Origin of the sequence: Arthrobacter sp. NPDC058192, from assembly GCF_042883665.1 — a bacterium.
In the GTDB taxonomy this organism is placed as follows: Bacteria; Actinomycetota; Actinomycetes; order Actinomycetales; family Micrococcaceae; genus Arthrobacter.
On record NZ_JBHVVJ010000017.1, the window covers coordinates 21,497 to 38,107 of the forward strand.

Sequence of the window (16,611 nt, forward strand, 5' to 3'; positions counted from 1 at the left end):
GGCCGCCCTGCCTCCTGGAAAAAGCAGCATGGAGAGCAGCAATTAAAGCCAAAACGACGGCGGGGTCCCCGGAAAATTCCGGGGACCCCGCCGTCGTTCTGGCCGCATTGGCCCCGCACAGCCGGTGCGCCGTGGCTTAGGCCTTGGCGTCTACCAGTTCGCGGTCCGCCGTCGAACCCGTTGCCGCGGTGGCGGCGGAAGGGGCAGTGGCAGCGCCGCCGGCCACATCGTCGCTGAACGGATCGCCGTTGCGCGCCGCGTTGTAGAGTGACTCGTCCAGGATGCCCTGGCGCTTGGAGACGATCGCCGGGATCAGGGCCTGGCCGGCCACGTTCACGGCGGTGCGGCCCATGTCCAGGATCGGGTCGATCGCCAGCAGCAGGCCGACGCCGGCCAGCGGCAGTCCCAGCGTGGAGAGCGTCAGCGTCAGCATGACGACGGCGCCCGTGGTTCCGGCGGTCGCGGCCGAGCCGAGCACGGAGACCAGTGCGATGAGCAGGTACTGGGTGAAATCAAGCTGGATGCCGAAGAACTGGGCCACGAAGATCGCTGCGATGGCCGGGTAGATCGCGGCGCAGCCGTCCATCTTGGTGGTCGCACCGAGCGGCACGGCGAAGGAGGCGTAGGCGCGGGGGACGCCCAGGTTCCGTTCCGTCACGCGCTGCGTCAGCGGCAGGGTGCCGATGGAGGAGCGGGAGACGAACGCCAGCTGGACTGCCGGCCACACGCCGGAAAAGTACTGCTTGACGGACAGACCGTGGCTGCGGACCAGGACCGGGTAGACCACGAACAGCACCAGCGCCAGTCCGATGTAGATCGCCACGGTGAACTTGCCGAGCGAACCGATGGTGTCCCAGCCGTAGACGGCCACGGCGTTGCCGATCAGGCCGACGGTGCCGAGCGGCGCGATCCGGATGATCCACCAGAGGACCTTCTGGATGACGGCGAGGGCTGAGGCGTTGAGGTTCAGGAACGGCTCGGCGGCCTTGCCCACCTTGAGCGCGGCGATGCCGACGGCGATCGCGATCACCAGGATCTGGAGCACGTTGAAGCTCACCGCGGTGGTGGCGACGCCGTCGGTGACAGTGGTGCTCGCCCCGAGGCCCAGGAAGTTCTTGGGGAAGAGCCCGATGAGGAAGGCCCACCAGTCGCCGGACTTGCCGGCGTACGTGGCTTCCTGGCTGATGCCGGTGCCGGCGCCGGGCTGCAGCAGCACGCCGAGCCCGATCCCGATCAGCACGGCGATCAGGGAAGTGATGGCGAACCAGAGCAGCGTGTTCCACGCCAGCCGGGCGGCGTTGGAGACTGCGCGCAGGTTGGAGATGGAGCTGACGACGGCGGTGAAAATGAGGGGGACCACGGCGGTCTGCAGCAGCGAGACGTAGCTCGAACCGATGGTCTGCAGCGTGGCGCCGAGGGCGTTGGGGTTCGTCTTGGTGCTGCCGGTGTACTTGGCCAGGAGGCCGAGGCCCAGGCCGACGATCAGGGCGGCGATGATCTGGAAACCGAACGATCCGGCCCATTTGGGCAGCTGGAACCCGGTCTTTCCAGCAGGTGCGGGGGTGCTTGTTTGAGTGGTCACCGGATCACGCTAGGGCCGGCGCCGTTATCACGACGAACGGATGTTGAGAAATGTTACAGCGTAACAAACGGGGCCGCGGCGCGGACTCCCGGCATTCTCCGCGCGGTTCCGGGCGTTTGTGAAGTTATTCCTTCCCGACGTGTGGCCATTGTCTCACCGCAAAGCGGGGGCAGCGGCATCCCCGACGGCCATGCGCGAGTGTGCAGTTCGCGGCAATGATTCACGGAAACACTGCCGGGAACTGCACACCCGCGCTAGGACCTAGCGGGCGCAGGCGGCTGCGACGCCGCCGCCTGCGTGGTAGATCATGTCTTGGTAGACCACGGAGGAGCGCACCGGGGCGTTGCTGGTAACCGTTTGAACCGTCGTCCCGCTGCGGGAGAGCTTGAAAGACGGGGTAGTGCCAGCCACGAGCGGAACCTTGAAGGACGTGAGTCCGGCCGGGGCATCCATCGTCTTGACGTTGCTTCCCTGCGTGATGGTCAGGCGGCCAGGAGTCTTCAACACGGCCACAAGTTCCACCTCGTTCTTTGCCGCGTCGCCGTTGGGGATGAACATGGGCGCGGGTTTGCCGTTGCGGCCGAGAGGGGTCTTCGAGTACGGCGCATTCGTTGTCTGCGACCGGTGGTTCCAGTACAGCGCATCCTGGGTCACGGTCGGCTTGACGCCGCTCTTGAACCACGAGATGTAGTACGCGGCCATGTCCATGACAGCGTAACCGCGTTGTTTGGAGGGAGCTACCCAGGATTCCGTGTAGTCGTTCCAGGTCATGAGGGCGACCGAGTCCGCGTTGCTGTTGATTGCGGTCATGAGTGAATCACGAAGGGTGGAACTGTTGGATGACTCCCAGTATTTCCCGGCATAGGCCCGGGAATCCTCGAACGCCACAGGCTGCATGTAGGTCTTGCCGCGGCGGTGGGCCTCGGCGCTTTCCTTGGCGAGGACCGGAACGTTACTGGCGATCCGCGTGCCCCACTCCGAATAGCCTGACACTGAGTTGTTCCAGTCCATCTTTTGCGTCCCGCCGCCCCAGGTGATGAAGATTGGAACGAGGTTTGTCTTAACGCCGGAGGAGGCGAGGCGGCTCCGAAGCCCGTCCCACCAGGAGGGCGTCTTGCGCTCCGGGTAGAACGGTGCGAGCACGATGCCGGCAGCATTCCGGTAGATGGCCGGGTCGTCCTTCACCTTCATGACGTCGTTGTAGACGCTGTCCGAGGTGGATCCGGCAGCGAGGTTAAAGTCCGGACTCAGCATGATCTTGAAGCCCGGATCCACCGCTTTGGCGGCGGCGAGCATGGCCGGCAGCTGGTTCCAGCGAACGTCACTTGAGGTGTGGTATTCCCAAATGAATCCGTCCAGGCCGGCGTCGACGGCCTGCCGGACCTCCTGTTCGAAGTCGACCTGCCGCCAGTTCGTCTGGGTGGCGCGCTGACGAAGCTGCGGACGGTCCCTCAGGTCATAAGCGCCGCCCGTGGAGTTATGGGAGTTGAACCAGTTGTTGTAGCTGTCGCGGAGCGGATCAGCATCCACCGAGAGCGGGAAAGGCGGGAAGTAGTATGCCCAGGCTTTCTTTGCTGACGTGTGCCGGTTCGCCGGGGCAGGCAGGCTGATCGGCAGGGGGTTGCAGAGTGTTGTAGTGGCAAGCGGTGCCGCCGACGGTGCGGCGGCCACTGGTGCCGCTGTCGCGGGTGCCGGGGCGCTGACCGTCGCAACGGCGGCGAGGACGGCGGTCGCCACGAGCGAGCCGGCGGCACGCTTGCGCCCCCCGGTCCGCGCACGCAGCGCTACGGCGGTTGGTGGTCTCAGGGTCGAGGCAAATTTCCTCATTGGGTGCTCCAATATGGGGTCTTTGTGCATTTCGGCCGGTGATAGCCGGACGCGGGTACGGGTTATTCACACGGAATCCGTTGTGGAAAACAGCTGCACCTGAGACCGAGGCGCGGAATAACTCCCGGAATGCGCGCAAGAGAAGGGCTGCGACGTGCCTGGGCGGCCAATGCCCACGCGCATGCCTTGACAATCAGGAACAGGGGGCCGCGGACGCGGCCATTCTTACCTGATGGCGACCCAGCCGAAACGGCGGAAACAGCCAGCATTTTGCGTCGCAGCCCCAGCCACCGACGTGGGTCAACTAAAACCCGGAAAATGTGTCACCCAGATAATAGTCGAATATCACAATTCGGACTACTTCACCTAGGAAAACGCCCGGAATGAGGACACGTTTAGGTCTCGGTTTTACCCGACGAGGGCGCTCCTGAGGGTGTCGAGGCCAACCGAGCCCATATTCAGAGCCTTGGTATGGAAGGCCTTAAGGTCGAAATCCGGGCGGGTTTCGAGCTCGGCCCGGATCTGTTCCCAGAGCCGCTGGCCCACCTTGTAGGAGGGTGCCTGTCCCGGCCAGCCGAGGTAGCGGGTGAACTCGAATTTCAGCTGCCCTTCGCTGATGGCAAGGTTCTGCTTCAGGAACTCATAGCCCTTGTCCGGGGTCCACGTTCCTGAGCCCCAGCGCTCGGGGACCTCCAGCTCAAGGTGCACGCCGATGTCGAACACCACCCGGGCCGCGCGCATGCGCTGGGCGTCCAACATGCCCATGTGGTCGCCCGGGTCCTTGAGGTAGCCCAGTTCCTGCATGAGCTTCTCTGCGTACAGGGCCCAGCCTTCACCGTGCCCTGACGTCCAGCAGACGTTCCGGCGCCACTTGTTCAGCAGCTCGCGGCGGTAGGTTGCGGTGGCGACCTGGAGGTGGTGGCCCGGCACCCCCTCGTGGTAGACCGTGGTGGTTTCAGCCCAGGTGGTGAAGGTGTCCTCGCCCGGCGGGACGGACCACCACATGCGGCCCGGCCGGCTGAAATCGTCCGAGGGCCCCGTGTAGTAGATGCCGCCTTCGTCGGTCGGAGCGATCCTGCACTCCAGGGTCTTCATGACCTCCGGGATGTCGAAGTGCACGCCCGCGAGATCGGCCACGGCCTTGTCGGAGAGCCCCTGCATCCAGGCCTGGAGGGCGTCGGTGCCCTTGAGCTGCCGAGCGGGGTCGGTGTTCAGGACTTCCTTGGCTTCCTCGATCGTGGCGCCGGGACGGATCTCTGCGGCCACCCGCTCCTGTTCGGCGATGAGGCGGTCAAGCTCCTGCACGCCCCAGGCGTAGGTTTCCTCCAGATCCACCGTGGCGCCGAGGAAGTCGCGGGAGGCCAGGGCGTAGCGCTCGCGTCCCACCGCATCCTTGGCGGGGGCGACGGGCAGCAGTTCGGACTCCAGGAAGCCGGCCAGCCGGGCGTAGGCCGCGCGCGCGGCGGCAGCACCGGCGTCGAGCTTTGACTGCACGCCCGCGGGCAGCGGGCCTTCCGCGGTCTTTGCACCTGCGGCGAGTTTCGCGAAGAAGCCGTCATCCGCGGCGTGCTTGGTGGCCTGTTCGACCACGATCGACACCTGGCGGGCTGCGGCCACCTTGCCGTCCTGCATCGCCGAGCGCAGCGACTCAATGTAACTGTCGATCGCGGCCGGGACATTGTGGGCCCGGCCGGCGATGTGATCCCACTGCTCGGCCGTGTCCGTCGGCATAAGGTCGAAAATCGCGCGGATGTCCTGGGGCGGCGAAGCGATGTTGTTCAGATCCGCCGTGTGCCAGCCCGATTCGTGGATTTCCAGCTGCAGTCCCAGCCGCTCGCGCATCGCGTCGAGCGTCACGGCGTCGACGTCGTCCACCGGCTCCAGCCCCTCCAGCGCTGCGAGGGTCTCACGCGCCGCGGCGGCGAATTCCTCGTGGCCCGAGGGGGAGAAGTCCTGGTACTCGGTCTCATGCCCGGGCAGGCCGAGCTCGGTGGCGAAGCTCGGATTAAGCCGGATGAGGGTGTCCGTGTAGGCGTCGGCGACGGCGTCGATGGCCGTTCGCTGGCGCGCGGGGGCAGTGTCGTCTGAGGCAATTGTGTCGGTAGTCACCCGACGAGACTAGCCCGGCCGCACCGGCTATGAAAGAGTTACTGAACTTTTTTCCGGCCGGCGCGCCGTTCAGCCGAGGCTGCGGCGCCAGGCGTCCGGACCCGGCTTCGGTGCCAGCCGAAGCTGCTGCCGGCGGACCCAGTGGCGTACGCCGGGTTTCTCCGGTGCTGCCTGCGGTGCCTGCCCCAGGGACAGTACGACGGCGGTCAGCGCGGCCAGCTCTTCCGGCGTCGGTTCGCCCTTGGCAACGGAGAACAAGACTTCGGGCTCGGTCTCGGGCCCGGTCACAGCGGGATGTTCCCGTGCTTCTTGGCGGGCAGTGCGGCCCGCTTGTCCCGGAGGGCGCGCAGGCCCTTGATGATCTGCACGCGGGTCTCCGACGGGGCGATGACCGCGTCCACGTAGCCCAGCTGGGCCGCCTGGTAGGGGTTAAGCAGCTCTTCCTCGTACTGGCGGATCACCTCGCCGCGTTTGGCTTCGACGTCGCCGCCGGCCTCGGCCACCGAGGCGAGTTCGCGGCGGTACAGGATGTTGACCGCGCCCTGGGCTCCCATGACGCCGATCTGGGCGGTGGGCCAGGCGAGGTTGAGGTCCGCGCCGAGCTTCTTGGAACCCATCACGATGTACGCTCCGCCGTAGGCCTTGCGGGTGATCACGGTCAGCTTGGGCACGGTGGCCTCGGCATAGGCGTACAGCAGCTTCGCGCCGCGGCGGATGATGCCCTGGAATTCCTGGTCCTTGCCGGGCAGGAAGCCGGGCACATCCACCAGGGTGATGATGGGGATGTTGAAAGCGTCGCAGTGGCGGACAAAGCGGGCGGCCTTCTCCGACGCGGCAATGTCCAGGGTGCCGGCGAACTGCGTGGGCTGGTTGGCCACGATGCCCACCGTGTGCCCCTCGACCCGGCCGTAGCCGATGATCACGTTGGGCGCATAGAGGGACTGCATCTCCAGGAAGTGAGCGTCGTCCACGAGCTGCTCGATGACCTTGCGCATGTCGTAGGGCTGGTTCGCGGAGTCCGGGATCAGCAGGTCGAGGGCGAGGTCCTCGTCATCGATCTCCAGTTCCTGCTGGTGTTGGAGCACCGGGGCTTCGGCGAGGTTGTTCGAGGGCAGGAAGTCCAGCAGCTCGCGGACGAACTCGATGGCGTCCGCCTCGTCCGCGGCCAGGTAGGTCGAGGTGCCGGTGGTGGCGTTGTGCTGGCGCGCGCCGCCCAGGGTCTCCATGTCCACGTCCTCGCCCGTGACGGTCTTGATGACATCCGGGCCGGTGATGAACATGTGGGATGTCTTGTCCACCATGACCACGTAGTCGGTCAGTGCGGGGGAGTAGGCCGCGCCGCCGGCGGAGGGGCCCATGATGAGGGAGATCTGCGGGACCACGCCGGAAGCATGGACGTTGTTTCGGAAGATGTCGGCGAACATCGCCAGGGAGGCCACGCCCTCCTGGATGCGGGCGCCGCCGCCGTCGAGGATGCCGACCACGGGGCAGCCGTTGCGCAGCGCGAACTCCTGGACCTTGACGATTTTCTCGCCGTTGACCTGGCTCAGGGAGCCGCCGTAGACCGAGAAGTCCTGGCTGTAGACGGCGACCGGCCGGCCGTCCACCGTGCCGTAGCCCGAGACGAGGCCGTCGCCCAGCGGTTTCTTTTTCTCCATGCCGAACGCGGTGGAGCGGTGCACCGCCAGAGCATCGAATTCGACGAATGAACCGGCGTCCAGCAGCAGGTCGATGCGCTCGCGGGCGGTGCCCTTGCCGCGCGCATGCTGCTTGACCACCGCTTCCGGGCCGGAGGGCTGCGCGGAACGGGCCTGGCGGTCGCGGAAGTCTGCAATCTTTCCCGCAGTCGTGGTCAGATCGTGGCTCATCAAGTGTCTCCGGCTCTGTCGCTAGCTTGTTCGGCGCCCGACAGCGTGGTCCTTTGGCTGGAATACACAAAAGCAGGGCTCTGCTGGCAAGTCTAGTGACGGTATTGGCCGCTGCGGCTGTAGGAACCCTACAATTTTCCTGCCGCAGGTTCCTGCCGCGGCGATGTTACCGGCCAGTAACAACCGTCGGCTAGAGTGTGCTCATGACTTCAAGCAACGACGCTTTGGGCCCAGCCTCCGGGCCTTATCGGGCGGCCGGGTCACTTCGGGACCGCACCCTCCTTATCTCCGGCGGCAGCCGCGGCATTGGCCTGGCCATCGCGCTGCGTGCAGCCCGGGACGGCGCCAACGTGGTGCTTCTGGCCAAAACGGGCCGGCCCCACGCCACGCTGGAAGGCACCGTCTACACGGCGGCCGAACAGATCGAGGCCGCCGGCGGCCGGGCGTTGCCGCTGGTCGGCGACGTCCGCAACGACGCCGACATTGCCGGCGCCGTCGGCGCCGCCGTGGACCGCTTCGGCGGGATCGACGTCGTCGTCAACAACGCCTCGGCGATCGACCTCTCACCGACGGACACCGTGGACATGAAGCGCTACGACCTGATGCAGGACATCAACGTCCGGGGTACGTTCCTGCTCTCCAAGCTGGCGCTTCCGGCCCTGCGGGCCTCCGGGGACGGGCACATCCTGACACTCTCCCCGCCCCTGAACCTGGACCCCAAGTGGGCCGGCCTGCACCTGGCCTACACCATGGCCAAATACGGCATGAGCCTGACCACCCTGGGCCTGGCCGAGGAGCTCAAGGCCGACGGCGTCAGCGTGAACTCGCTCTGGCCGTGCACCCTGATCGACACCGCGGCCATCCGCAACATGCCCGGCGGCGACGTGATCGTCAAGGGCGCCCGCGGCCCGGAAATCATGGCCGATGCCGCCCACGCCGTGCTGACCGGCGGCAACGCGGTGCCCGAAGGCGGCAGCCGCAGCGGAAATTTCTATACCGACGAGCAGGTCCTTGCGGCGGCCGGCGTGACGGACTTCAGCCCGTACAGCCTCGGGGCGCCGGAGGACCGGCTGGTCCCTGACATCTTCCTCTGAGCCCGCCGGGGCAACAGCGGGGAGTCCCACGCCGGGAGCCGGGCCGCGCTTTCCTCGGTAGGATTCAAGCATGGAAGCCGTGCAGGAAACCCCGGACCGTCCGCCCCTGGACCTCAACGCCCTGAGCAATGAGGCATTCCTGTTGGCCAACGGAATTCCGCACCTGACGGTGGTGGAGTCCACCGGCTCCACCAACGCCGATCTCCTCCGCGGCGTGAGCGAGGATCCCGCCGCCTGGCCGGACCTGTCGGTGCTGGCCGCCGAATACCAAACCGCCGCGCGCGGCCGGCTCGACCGCCGCTGGGAGGCGCCGGCGCGCAGCTCCGTCTCCGTCTCGCTGGTGCTCCGGCCGGTCAACGCGGACGGCCGGCCGCTGCCGACGGATAGCTACTCCTGGCTGTCCCTGCTGGCCGCCCTTGCCCTGCGCGAGGCCCTGACGGAAACGGCCGGCCTTCCGGCGGACCTCAAATGGCCCAACGACGTCCTGGTGCGCGGCCGGAAAATCGCGGGCATCCTCGCCCAGCTCGGCCCGCTCGGCGGCGGCGGCACGCCGCCGGTCGTCCTAGGGATCGGCCTGAACGTCACGCTGACGGAGCACGAACTCCCGGTCCCCACCGCCACGTCCGTGCTGCTCGAGAACCCCGAGACGGTGGACAGGACCGAACTCCTGAAGAGTTACCTGTCCCGCTTCACCACGCTGTACCGGAGTTTTTGCAACGCCGACGGCGACCCCTCCGCGGGCCTGGCCGGTGGCCCCTCGCTGCACAAGAGGCTGGAGCACCTGCTGACGACTCTCGGCAAGCAGGTCCGGGCCCAGCTCCCCGGCGACCACGAGATCATCGGCCACGCCACACGCCTGGACGAATATGGTTCGCTCCTGGTGGTCGACGCGACGGGCCACGAACATGTGGTGACCGCCGGCGACGTCGTGCACCTGCGGCCGTGGAAGCCGGCCGGCACCGGCGAGCAGGGCGCCGCCGTTAAGGGCCAGGGCGCGGAGGGCTCCGCCGGCGGAGCAGAAAGCGGTTATGCGTAAAGTGCTCCTGCCGGGAGAGCAAGTGATTGTGCTGACCCGGCCCCAGCCCAGGATGCTGATCGTCCCGGGGCTGGTGTTCGTCGTCGTCCCGGCGTTGGCGGCGTACGCCTGTGCCTGGGTGGTCAAGGGGGGCCCGGCGAAGCTGGTGCCTCTCATCCCCAGGCAATGGACGCCGTGGCTGATTGGGGTGTGCGTGGGGTTGGCGGCCTGGGTGCTGCTGGGCTATTGCCTCCCGCGGGTCCTGAGGTGGCAGGCCACGCGCTATATCCTCACCAGCCAGCGCTTAGTTACCCGCTACGGCATGTTACGGAAGCGCGATGAGCAGGTTCCGCTCGCGGCAGTCCGCCATGTGGCCATCGAGCAGTCGTTGTTGCAGCGCCTATTGCGCTCGGGGAATATATCCTTGGAGACCGGGTATCCCCTCGGAACTGTGGTTCCTGACGTCCCGGAGGTCGTGACATTCCGTAACTTCATGCTTGACGCCATCGGCGCTCTGCCTCCGGCCGGCGTTCCGGAGGCAGGCGGCATGAACTACAACCCGGGCGAGGCCTTGCCCTGGGAGACGAGAGAAGGTGGAAGAGATGAACGCTGAGAACGTCCACCAGGACACCGACCTCGCCGCACCGGGCATAACCCGGGAACCCGACGACGGGTCCGGCGCTGCCTCGGACGCCGCCTTCGAAGCCGATCCGGCGGAGTCCCTGGCCCGTCCGGCCGGCGCCACGGCGGACTGGGCAGAACAGGCAGCCGCACCAGCCGATCAACCCGCCGCGCCCGCCGGGGCGATGTCCGCGGAACGGCTTGCCGCCAAGGCCCTGGAAGCCCGGCTGCTCGGCGGCGAACGCAAGCTCCGGCGTCGCGAAGTCGCCGCTGGCGCCGGGGTGTCGCTGCTGTCGGCCCGGAAACTTTGGCGCGCCCTCGGCTTTCCCAACCTGGGCGATGACGATGTCGCCTTCACCGAGCGCGACCAGGCGGCCCTGTCCACCATCGTGGACCTGGTACGTGAGGGCGTGCTCACCGAGGAAGCCGCCATTTCCATCACTCGGGCCATCGGCCAGATGACCGACCGGATGGTGGTGTGGCAGATCGAGGCCCTGGTGGAGGACATAGTCCAGAAGCAGGGGGTGCCGGACGCCGTTGCCCGGAAGCAGCTTGTTGGCCAGCTCCCGTCCCTGATCGACGCCCTCGAGGAAATGCTCGTCTACTCCTGGCACCGGCAGCTCAACGCCGGCGTCCAGCGCCTGGCCGTCCGGGCCGAAGCCGGACTGCAGTCCAGCGAAGAGGGCCGCGAAGGCGACGAGGACGACGCGCCGCTGCCCCTGGCCCGGGCAGTCGGCTTCGCAGACCTGGTGTCCTACACGAGCCTGTCCCGCAGGATGAACGAGAAGACCTTGGCCCAGCTGGTGCAGCGCTTTGAAAACAAGTGCGCCGAAATCATCTCAGTCGGCGGCGGCCGCCTGGTCAAAACGGTCGGCGACGAAGTCCTGTATATCGCCGAAACACCGGCGGCCGGCGCCGAGATTTCGCTTGCCCTTTGCCGCGCCTTCACGGAGGACGAGATCCTGCCGCAGGCTCGGGTGGCCATGGTGTGGGGCCGCATCCTGTCGCGGCTGGGCGACATTTACGGGCCCACCGTCAATCTTGCCGCGCGCCTGACCGCCCTCGCCGATCCCGGAAGTGTGCTGGTGGACTCCATGACCGCAGCAGCCTTGGAGCAGGACGAACGCTTCGTCCTGGTGCCCCGCCCGGCTGAGGACGTCCGCGGGTTCGGCGAAATCCACCCGGTGCAGCTGCAGCCCGGCAGCGGCCGGGGCCTGATCCTGGACTGAGCTCCCGGATTCGGCAGGCGCCGGCTCGGCATCATGCGGCCGGAACGGTTTCCCATGGGGCGGACAGTGTGCAATAGTCGGGTCACCTGCCGCCGGCGGGACTTTGGACCAATACCTAGGACAGGCATGAATTCACAGCCCGACGCCGCTCCTGACGCCGCCGGCACGAGCCCCGGCGGCACCGCGGACTTTTCGCTCACCTGCGGCTATGGCACGGACCGTGGCCTGCGGCGTGAGGAGAACGAGGACTCGTACATCGCCTATGACCCCATATTCGCCGTCGCAGATGGCATGGGCGGCCACGAAGCAGGTGAAGTAGCCAGCGGTATCTGTGTTCACACCCTTGCCGCGGCGCCGCAACTGGCCGCGGGGGAGCGGACGGCCACCGCCGCCGTCGTCCAGCAATACCTGGACCAGGCGGACCAGGCCATCCGGGACGCCACCGGCTCGCGGGCAGGCACGACGCTGTCCGGCGTCGTGGTGGTGGAGCAACTGGGCGCTCCGTACTGGCTGGTTCTGAACATCGGTGATTCGCGCACCTACCGGTACAGCCGGGGCGGGCTGGCGCAGGTTAGCGTGGACCATTCCGAGGTGCAGGAACTAGTCGACGCAGGCCAGATCAGCCAAGAGGACGCCGCAGTCCACCCGCGGCGGCACGTTGTGACACGCGTTCTTGGCACGGGCGACGAGTCGGGCGCCGACTACTGGCTGCTTCCCCTGGAGGACGGCGACAGGATCCTGGTCTGCTCCGACGGACTCAACGGCGAACTGAGCGACGGGCAGATCGCCGACATCCTTGGGGCCCAGGCGGACCCCCAGGCAGCTGTTGACGAGCTGATCCAGGCGGCCCTGCGCAGCGGTGGGAGGGACAACGTCACCGCGATTGTGGTTGACGCCCATGTTGCCTCCGGTGCGGCCCGTTCCTGAGCGGGCCCGCGAAATGCCCCGCGGCTGCCACACCGGGGAGCGGGCCGGCGACCGGACCGGCGACCGGACAATGGCAGCGAACTAGGGCAGGATAGGTCTGTGAGCACAGGGAAGACAGCAGCACAGACCGCCGCCCAAAGTCCCAGCGGGGAGCAGATCCCCTCCGGCGACGTTCGCACGGAGTACGAGGACCTCGTGGAGCAGGTACGCAAGCACCGCGTTGCGTACTACCAGGAGGACGCGCCGACCATCTCCGACGCCGAGTTTGACGAGCTCTACCGGCGGCTGGAAACCATCGAAGCCATGCATCCGGAGTTGGTGTCCAACGATTCGCCCACGCAGGAAGTGGGCGGCGAGGTCTCCGCCGCGTTTGCCGCGGTAGAACACCTGCAACGCATGTACAGCCTGGAGGACGTCTTCTCGCTTGAGGAGCTGGAGGCCTGGATTGCCAAGGCCGAGGCCGGCGTGGCCAAGATCGGCAACGGAAACCACCGGCCGTCATGGCTCACCGAACTCAAGATCGACGGCCTCGCCGTGAACTTGCTCTACCGCGACGGCGTCCTGGTTCGGGCCGCCACCCGCGGCGACGGCACCACCGGTGAAGACATCACGCACAACGTCCTGACCATCAAGGAAATCCCGCAGCGGCTCAGCGGGACCGGCTTTCCCGCGGAGATGGAAATTCGCGGCGAGGTCTTCATCCCGTCCAAGGCCTTCGCGGAGTTCAACGAAGCACTGATCGAGGCCGGCAAGGCGCCGCTGGCCAACCCGCGCAACGCCGCCGCCGGCTCACTGCGGCAGAAGGATCCCGCGGAAACCGCCAAACGGCCGCTGCGGATGTACGTCCACGGCATCGGCGCCCGTGAAGGACTCCAGACGGTCAGCCAGTCGGACACCTACCGCCAGCTCGCCGAGTGGGGGCTGCCCACGAGCCCGTATTTCGAGGTCCTCTCCGGACCGCAGGATGTCCTGGCGTTCATCAAGCGCTATGGCGACAAGCGGCACAGCCTCACGCACGAGATCGACGGCATCGTGGTCAAGGTGGACGACTTCGCCACGCAGCGTGCCCTCGGCTACACCACCCGGGTGCCCCGCTGGGCCGTGGCGTACAAGTACCCGCCCGAGGAGGTCCACACCAAACTGCTGGACATCGCCGTCAACGTCGGCCGCACCGGCCGTGTCACGCCGTTCGGCGTGATGGAGCCGGCCAAGGTCGCCGGCTCCACCGTGGAGATGGCCACCCTGCACAACCAGGAAGTCGTCAAAGCCAAGGGCGTGAAGATCGGCGACATCGTGGTGCTGCGCAAGGCCGGGGACGTCATTCCGGAAATTGTGGGCCCGGTCCTGGCGCTCCGGGACGCCCAGGACCCGCCCGTCCGGGACTTCATCATGCCCACCGAATGCCCGGCCTGTGGCACGCCACTGGCTCCCGGAAAGGAAGGGGACGTGGACATCCGCTGCCCCAACTCCCGCTCCTGCCCGGCGCAGCTGCGCGAACGCGTCTTCCACCTCGCCGGCCGCGGCGCCTTCGACATCGAGGCCCTCGGCTGGGAAGCCGCCATCGCCCTGACCCAGCCGGCCGAACCCGACACCGCTCCGCTGACCACCGAGGCGACCCTGTTCGACCTCACCCCGGGGCAGCTCGCCGACGTGCGCGTCCGCCGGGAGAAGCGCTCCAAGGGAGTGGGCACCGGGGACTTCGAGCTCGTGCCATACTTCTACACCAAGGCCACCGCCAAGACCCCGTCCAAGCCCACGGCCACCACGGACAAGCTGTTCCGCGAACTCGAGAAGGCCAAGGCCCAGCCGCTGTGGCGGGTCCTCGTGGCGCTGTCCATCCGGCACGTCGGCCCGCGGGCCTCCCGGGCACTCGCCACGGCCTTCGGCAACATGGACGCCATCCGGCAGGCCTCCGAGGACGAGCTCGCGCACGTCGACGGCGTGGGCCCGGTGATCGCGCAAGCCCTGACGGAATGGTTCGCCGAGGACTGGCACCGGGACATCGTGGACCGCTGGGCGGCCGCCGGCGTGCGGATGGCGGATGAACGCGACGAATCTACCCCGCGGACCCTCGAGGGGCTGACCGTGGTGGTGACCGGAAGCCTCGAGGGCTTCAGCCGGGATGAAGCCAAGGAAGCGATCCTGATCCGCGGCGGCAAGGCCGCCGGCTCGGTCTCGAAGAACACGAGCTACGTGGTGGCCGGGGAGAGCGCGGGCACCAAACTGGACAAGGCCGAGCAGCTCGGCATCCCGGTCCTGGACGAGGACGGCTTCCGGGAACTGCTGGCCAACGGCCCGGCGGCCGCCGGCGACGCGGACGACGCCCCGGAAGTGGAGGACGAAGTCGAGGACCGCGGGCTGGACGAGCGGGAAGACCGCCGCGAAGCAGCCACCCAATGAGCTCCGCTCCGGACGTCCCTGGCCCGTCCGCGCCGGAAACGGCGGCGTTGCTGGAACTGGCCAAATCGGCCGCCGCCGCGGGGGCCGCGGTCCTGGCCACCCGGACGCCGGCCGCCCTCGATGTCAGCAACAAGGGCGACTCGGGGGACTGGGTGACGGCCTTCGACGTAGCCGCCGAAGCCGCCGTCCGGGGCGTCATCACCGCAGCCCGGCCGCGGGACATCATCACGGGGGAGGAGGGCGGCACCGTCCTGTCGGCGGAGCCCAGCGGTTACCGCTGGTCCATCGACCCCCTCGACGGCACCACCAACTTCATCCGCAACATCGTCTACTACGCCACCTCCGTGGCTGTGGTCGACGCCGACGGCGCCTGGCTGGCCGGCGTCGTCAGCGCCCCGGCACTGGGCCGCACCTACTTCGCGTCCCGCGGCGCGGGGGCCTGGCTTGAAGAGCAAGGCCGGCTGACCGCCCTGTTCGGCCCCGTCCCGGGCCGGACCGGTCAGATCCTGGCCACGGGCTTCAACTACGATCCCGACGTCCGGGCCGAACAGGCCGCCGGCCTGGGCGCCCTGATGGACGGCTTCGCCGACATGCGCCGGCTGGGCTCGGCGGCGCTGGACCTGTGCCTCGTGGCCGACGGCAGCCACGACGCCTACGGTGAACGCGGGCTCAATGAGCACGACTTCGCCGCCGGCGCCCTGATCGCGGAGGAGGCCGGCTGCTGGGTGCGGCGGCCGCGGCTCACCAGCCCGCTGGCCGGCGGCCCGTCCGATGAGGAGCGGCTGGCGGCCTGGACATGCGCCGGGTCGCTGGAACTCTCGGGCAAGTTCCCCCTCTGACCGCGCTGCCTTCGTTCGAAGGTGATAGTTCAGTCACGGAAACGGCCCTTTCGGGCGAGGCAGGCATCGACCGCCCGTACCATTGACGGGTGCCTTCGCAGATCCTGATCCGCCCCGCCGTTCCGGCCGACTACGACGCCATAGCGCGCATCACCCGGGATGCCTACCTGGCGGCAGGCTATTTCGAGAACGCCGACCACCCCTACATGCGGCAGATCCAGAACGTTCAGCAGCGTGCGGCGGACGCGACCATCTGGGTCGCGGAGCGGGACGGCCGGATCCTCGGCTCGGTGACGCTGGCGGTCGAGGGCGAGCCGTACGCGGACATCGCCCGCAGCGACGAACTGGAGTTCCGTATGCTGGTGGTGGACCCGTCCGTCCAGCGCAGCGGCGCCGGCAAGGCCATGGTCCAGGCCATTGTCGACCACGCCAGGTCCCTGCCGGGGATCCGTGCCGTGGCCCTCACCACGGGTGAGAGCTGGGAAAGCGCGCACGGCCTCTACCGGACAACCGGCTTCGTGCGGGCCCCGGACCGTGACTGGCTGGTGCCGGGCACGGACATCAAACTGCTCGTCTACCGCCAGGAGCTCTAGGCCCGGCCCGACACAAAGCCGCCGGTTTTGGCGGCTGCGACGCGGCGGGACCTACAGTGGTGGCGGCCATCCCCCCACTGCGAAAGGCACCCCATGCGCAAAACCTTCGGTACCGGCTCCGTCTGGGAACAGAAGCTCGGCTATTCCCGGGCGGTCCAGGTGGACAACACGCTCTACATCTCCGCGACGGCCGCGAGCGGCGAGGACGGAATCGTGGGCGATGACTTCTACTCCCAGACCCGTTACATCCTCCAGAAGCTCGGCAGCGTCCTGGCCGATGCCGGCTTCGACTACGCCGACGTTGTGCAGTCGAAGCTGTACCTGACGGACATCAGCCAGTGGGAGGACGCCGGACGCGCCCACGGCGAGGTCTTTGGCGAGATCCGGCCCACGCTCTCCCTGGTCCACGTGCTGCCGTTCCTGGACCCGAAAATGCTCGTCGAAATCGAACTCGTCGCCCAGAAAAGCGCCGCCTAGGACCCGCGTTGCCGGCCCTGCCGCCGGTGC

At 67.7% G+C, this 16,611-nt stretch carries 14 protein-coding genes; 9 read left to right on the top strand and 5 right to left on the bottom strand.

What is annotated here, in order from left to right; translation table 11 throughout:
- Positions 1-136: 136 nt before the first annotated feature.
- From ACFVVK_RS16510 to ACFVVK_RS16530, 5 genes are all read right to left on the bottom strand, one after another.
- Positions 137-1,582 (bottom strand): dicarboxylate/amino acid:cation symporter, encoded by a 1,446-nt coding sequence (locus ACFVVK_RS16510; protein WP_390269180.1) that lies wholly within the window; start codon positions 1,580-1,582, stop codon positions 137-139.
- Positions 1,583-1,843: 261 nt separating this feature from the next.
- On the bottom strand, positions 1,844-3,409 hold the full coding sequence (locus ACFVVK_RS16515) for an endo-1,3-alpha-glucanase family glycosylhydrolase (protein ID WP_390269183.1): 1,566 nt from the start codon (positions 3,407-3,409) through the stop codon (positions 1,844-1,846).
- 408 nt (positions 3,410-3,817) lie between these two features.
- Positions 3,818-5,518, bottom strand: coding sequence for a DUF885 domain-containing protein (locus ACFVVK_RS16520; protein WP_390269186.1), 1,701 nt, complete (start codon positions 5,516-5,518; stop codon positions 3,818-3,820).
- Positions 5,519-5,587: 69 nt separating this feature from the next.
- Positions 5,588-5,806 carry an acyl-CoA carboxylase subunit epsilon gene (locus ACFVVK_RS16525; RefSeq protein ID WP_390269189.1) on the bottom strand — a complete coding sequence of 73 codons (219 nt, stop codon included), beginning with the start codon at positions 5,804-5,806 and terminating at the stop codon, positions 5,588-5,590.
- Complete coding sequence (locus ACFVVK_RS16530) at positions 5,803-7,386, bottom strand: acyl-CoA carboxylase subunit beta (protein ID WP_390269192.1); 1,584 nt, start codon at positions 7,384-7,386, stop codon at positions 5,803-5,805. The genes ACFVVK_RS16525 and ACFVVK_RS16530 overlap by 4 nt, the downstream gene beginning before the upstream one ends.
- A gap of 203 nt (positions 7,387-7,589) precedes the next feature.
- On the opposite strand from ACFVVK_RS16530, the gene ACFVVK_RS16535 reads away from it, so the two are divergent.
- The 9 genes from ACFVVK_RS16535 to ACFVVK_RS16575 all read left to right on the top strand — a co-directional run bounded on the left by ACFVVK_RS16535 (position 7,590) and on the right by ACFVVK_RS16575 (position 16,581).
- On the top strand, positions 7,590-8,480 hold the full coding sequence (locus ACFVVK_RS16535; protein ID WP_390269195.1) for an SDR family oxidoreductase: 891 nt from the start codon (positions 7,590-7,592) through the stop codon (positions 8,478-8,480).
- A gap of 70 nt (positions 8,481-8,550) precedes the next feature.
- Entirely contained in the window at positions 8,551-9,516 is a 966-nt protein-coding gene (locus ACFVVK_RS16540) for a biotin--[acetyl-CoA-carboxylase] ligase (protein WP_390269198.1), read from the top strand.
- Positions 9,509-10,108: a PH domain-containing protein gene (locus ACFVVK_RS16545; protein WP_390269201.1), complete on the top strand. Its 600-nt coding sequence runs from the start codon at positions 9,509-9,511 to the stop codon at positions 10,106-10,108. Before ACFVVK_RS16540 ends, ACFVVK_RS16545 begins: the two co-directional genes overlap by 8 nt.
- A complete protein-coding gene (locus ACFVVK_RS16550) occupies positions 10,098-11,345 on the top strand; it encodes an adenylate/guanylate cyclase domain-containing protein (protein ID WP_390269204.1) in 1,248 nt (415 codons plus the stop codon). The genes ACFVVK_RS16545 and ACFVVK_RS16550 overlap by 11 nt, the downstream gene beginning before the upstream one ends.
- A gap of 126 nt (positions 11,346-11,471) precedes the next feature.
- Positions 11,472-12,272 carry a PP2C family protein-serine/threonine phosphatase gene (locus tag ACFVVK_RS16555; RefSeq protein ID WP_390269207.1) on the top strand — a complete coding sequence of 267 codons (801 nt, stop codon included), beginning with the start codon at positions 11,472-11,474 and terminating at the stop codon, positions 12,270-12,272.
- Positions 12,273-12,371: 99 nt separating this feature from the next.
- The gene (gene ligA / locus ACFVVK_RS16560) at positions 12,372-14,672 is read left to right on the top strand and encodes an NAD-dependent DNA ligase LigA (RefSeq protein ID WP_390269210.1); all 2,301 of its coding nucleotides are present in this window, start codon (positions 12,372-12,374) and stop codon (positions 14,670-14,672) included.
- Positions 14,669-15,511 (top strand): inositol monophosphatase family protein, encoded by an 843-nt coding sequence (locus tag ACFVVK_RS16565; RefSeq protein WP_390269213.1) that lies wholly within the window; start codon positions 14,669-14,671, stop codon positions 15,509-15,511. Before ligA ends, ACFVVK_RS16565 begins: the two co-directional genes overlap by 4 nt.
- Positions 15,512-15,600: 89 nt before the next feature.
- Positions 15,601-16,104 carry a GNAT family N-acetyltransferase gene (locus ACFVVK_RS16570; protein WP_390269216.1) on the top strand — a complete coding sequence of 168 codons (504 nt, stop codon included), beginning with the start codon at positions 15,601-15,603 and terminating at the stop codon, positions 16,102-16,104.
- Between the two features lie 93 nt (positions 16,105-16,197).
- Positions 16,198-16,581: a RidA family protein gene (locus ACFVVK_RS16575; protein WP_390269219.1), complete on the top strand. Its 384-nt coding sequence runs from the start codon at positions 16,198-16,200 to the stop codon at positions 16,579-16,581.
- Positions 16,582-16,611 lie beyond the last annotated feature (30 nt).

Bases quoted from the DNA above. Each gene is read 5' to 3' on its own strand.
- ACFVVK_RS16515 (WP_390269183.1), bottom strand. From the start codon at position 3,409: ATGAGGAAATTTGCCTCGACCCTGAGACCACCAACCGCCGTAGCGCTG.
- ACFVVK_RS16530 (WP_390269192.1), bottom strand. From the start codon at position 7,386: ATGAGCCACGATCTGACCACGACTGCGGGAAAGATTGCAGACTTCCGC.
- ACFVVK_RS16535 (WP_390269195.1), top strand. From the start codon at position 7,590: ATGACTTCAAGCAACGACGCTTTGGGCCCAGCCTCCGGGCCTTATCGG.
- ACFVVK_RS16540 (WP_390269198.1), top strand. From the start codon at position 8,551: ATGGAAGCCGTGCAGGAAACCCCGGACCGTCCGCCCCTGGACCTCAAC.
- ACFVVK_RS16545 (WP_390269201.1), top strand. From the start codon at position 9,509: ATGCGTAAAGTGCTCCTGCCGGGAGAGCAAGTGATTGTGCTGACCCGG.
- ACFVVK_RS16550 (WP_390269204.1), top strand. From the start codon at position 10,098: ATGAACGCTGAGAACGTCCACCAGGACACCGACCTCGCCGCACCGGGC.
- ACFVVK_RS16555 (WP_390269207.1), top strand. From the start codon at position 11,472: ATGAATTCACAGCCCGACGCCGCTCCTGACGCCGCCGGCACGAGCCCC.
- ACFVVK_RS16565 (WP_390269213.1), top strand. From the start codon at position 14,669: ATGAGCTCCGCTCCGGACGTCCCTGGCCCGTCCGCGCCGGAAACGGCG.
- ACFVVK_RS16575 (WP_390269219.1), top strand. From the start codon at position 16,198: ATGCGCAAAACCTTCGGTACCGGCTCCGTCTGGGAACAGAAGCTCGGC.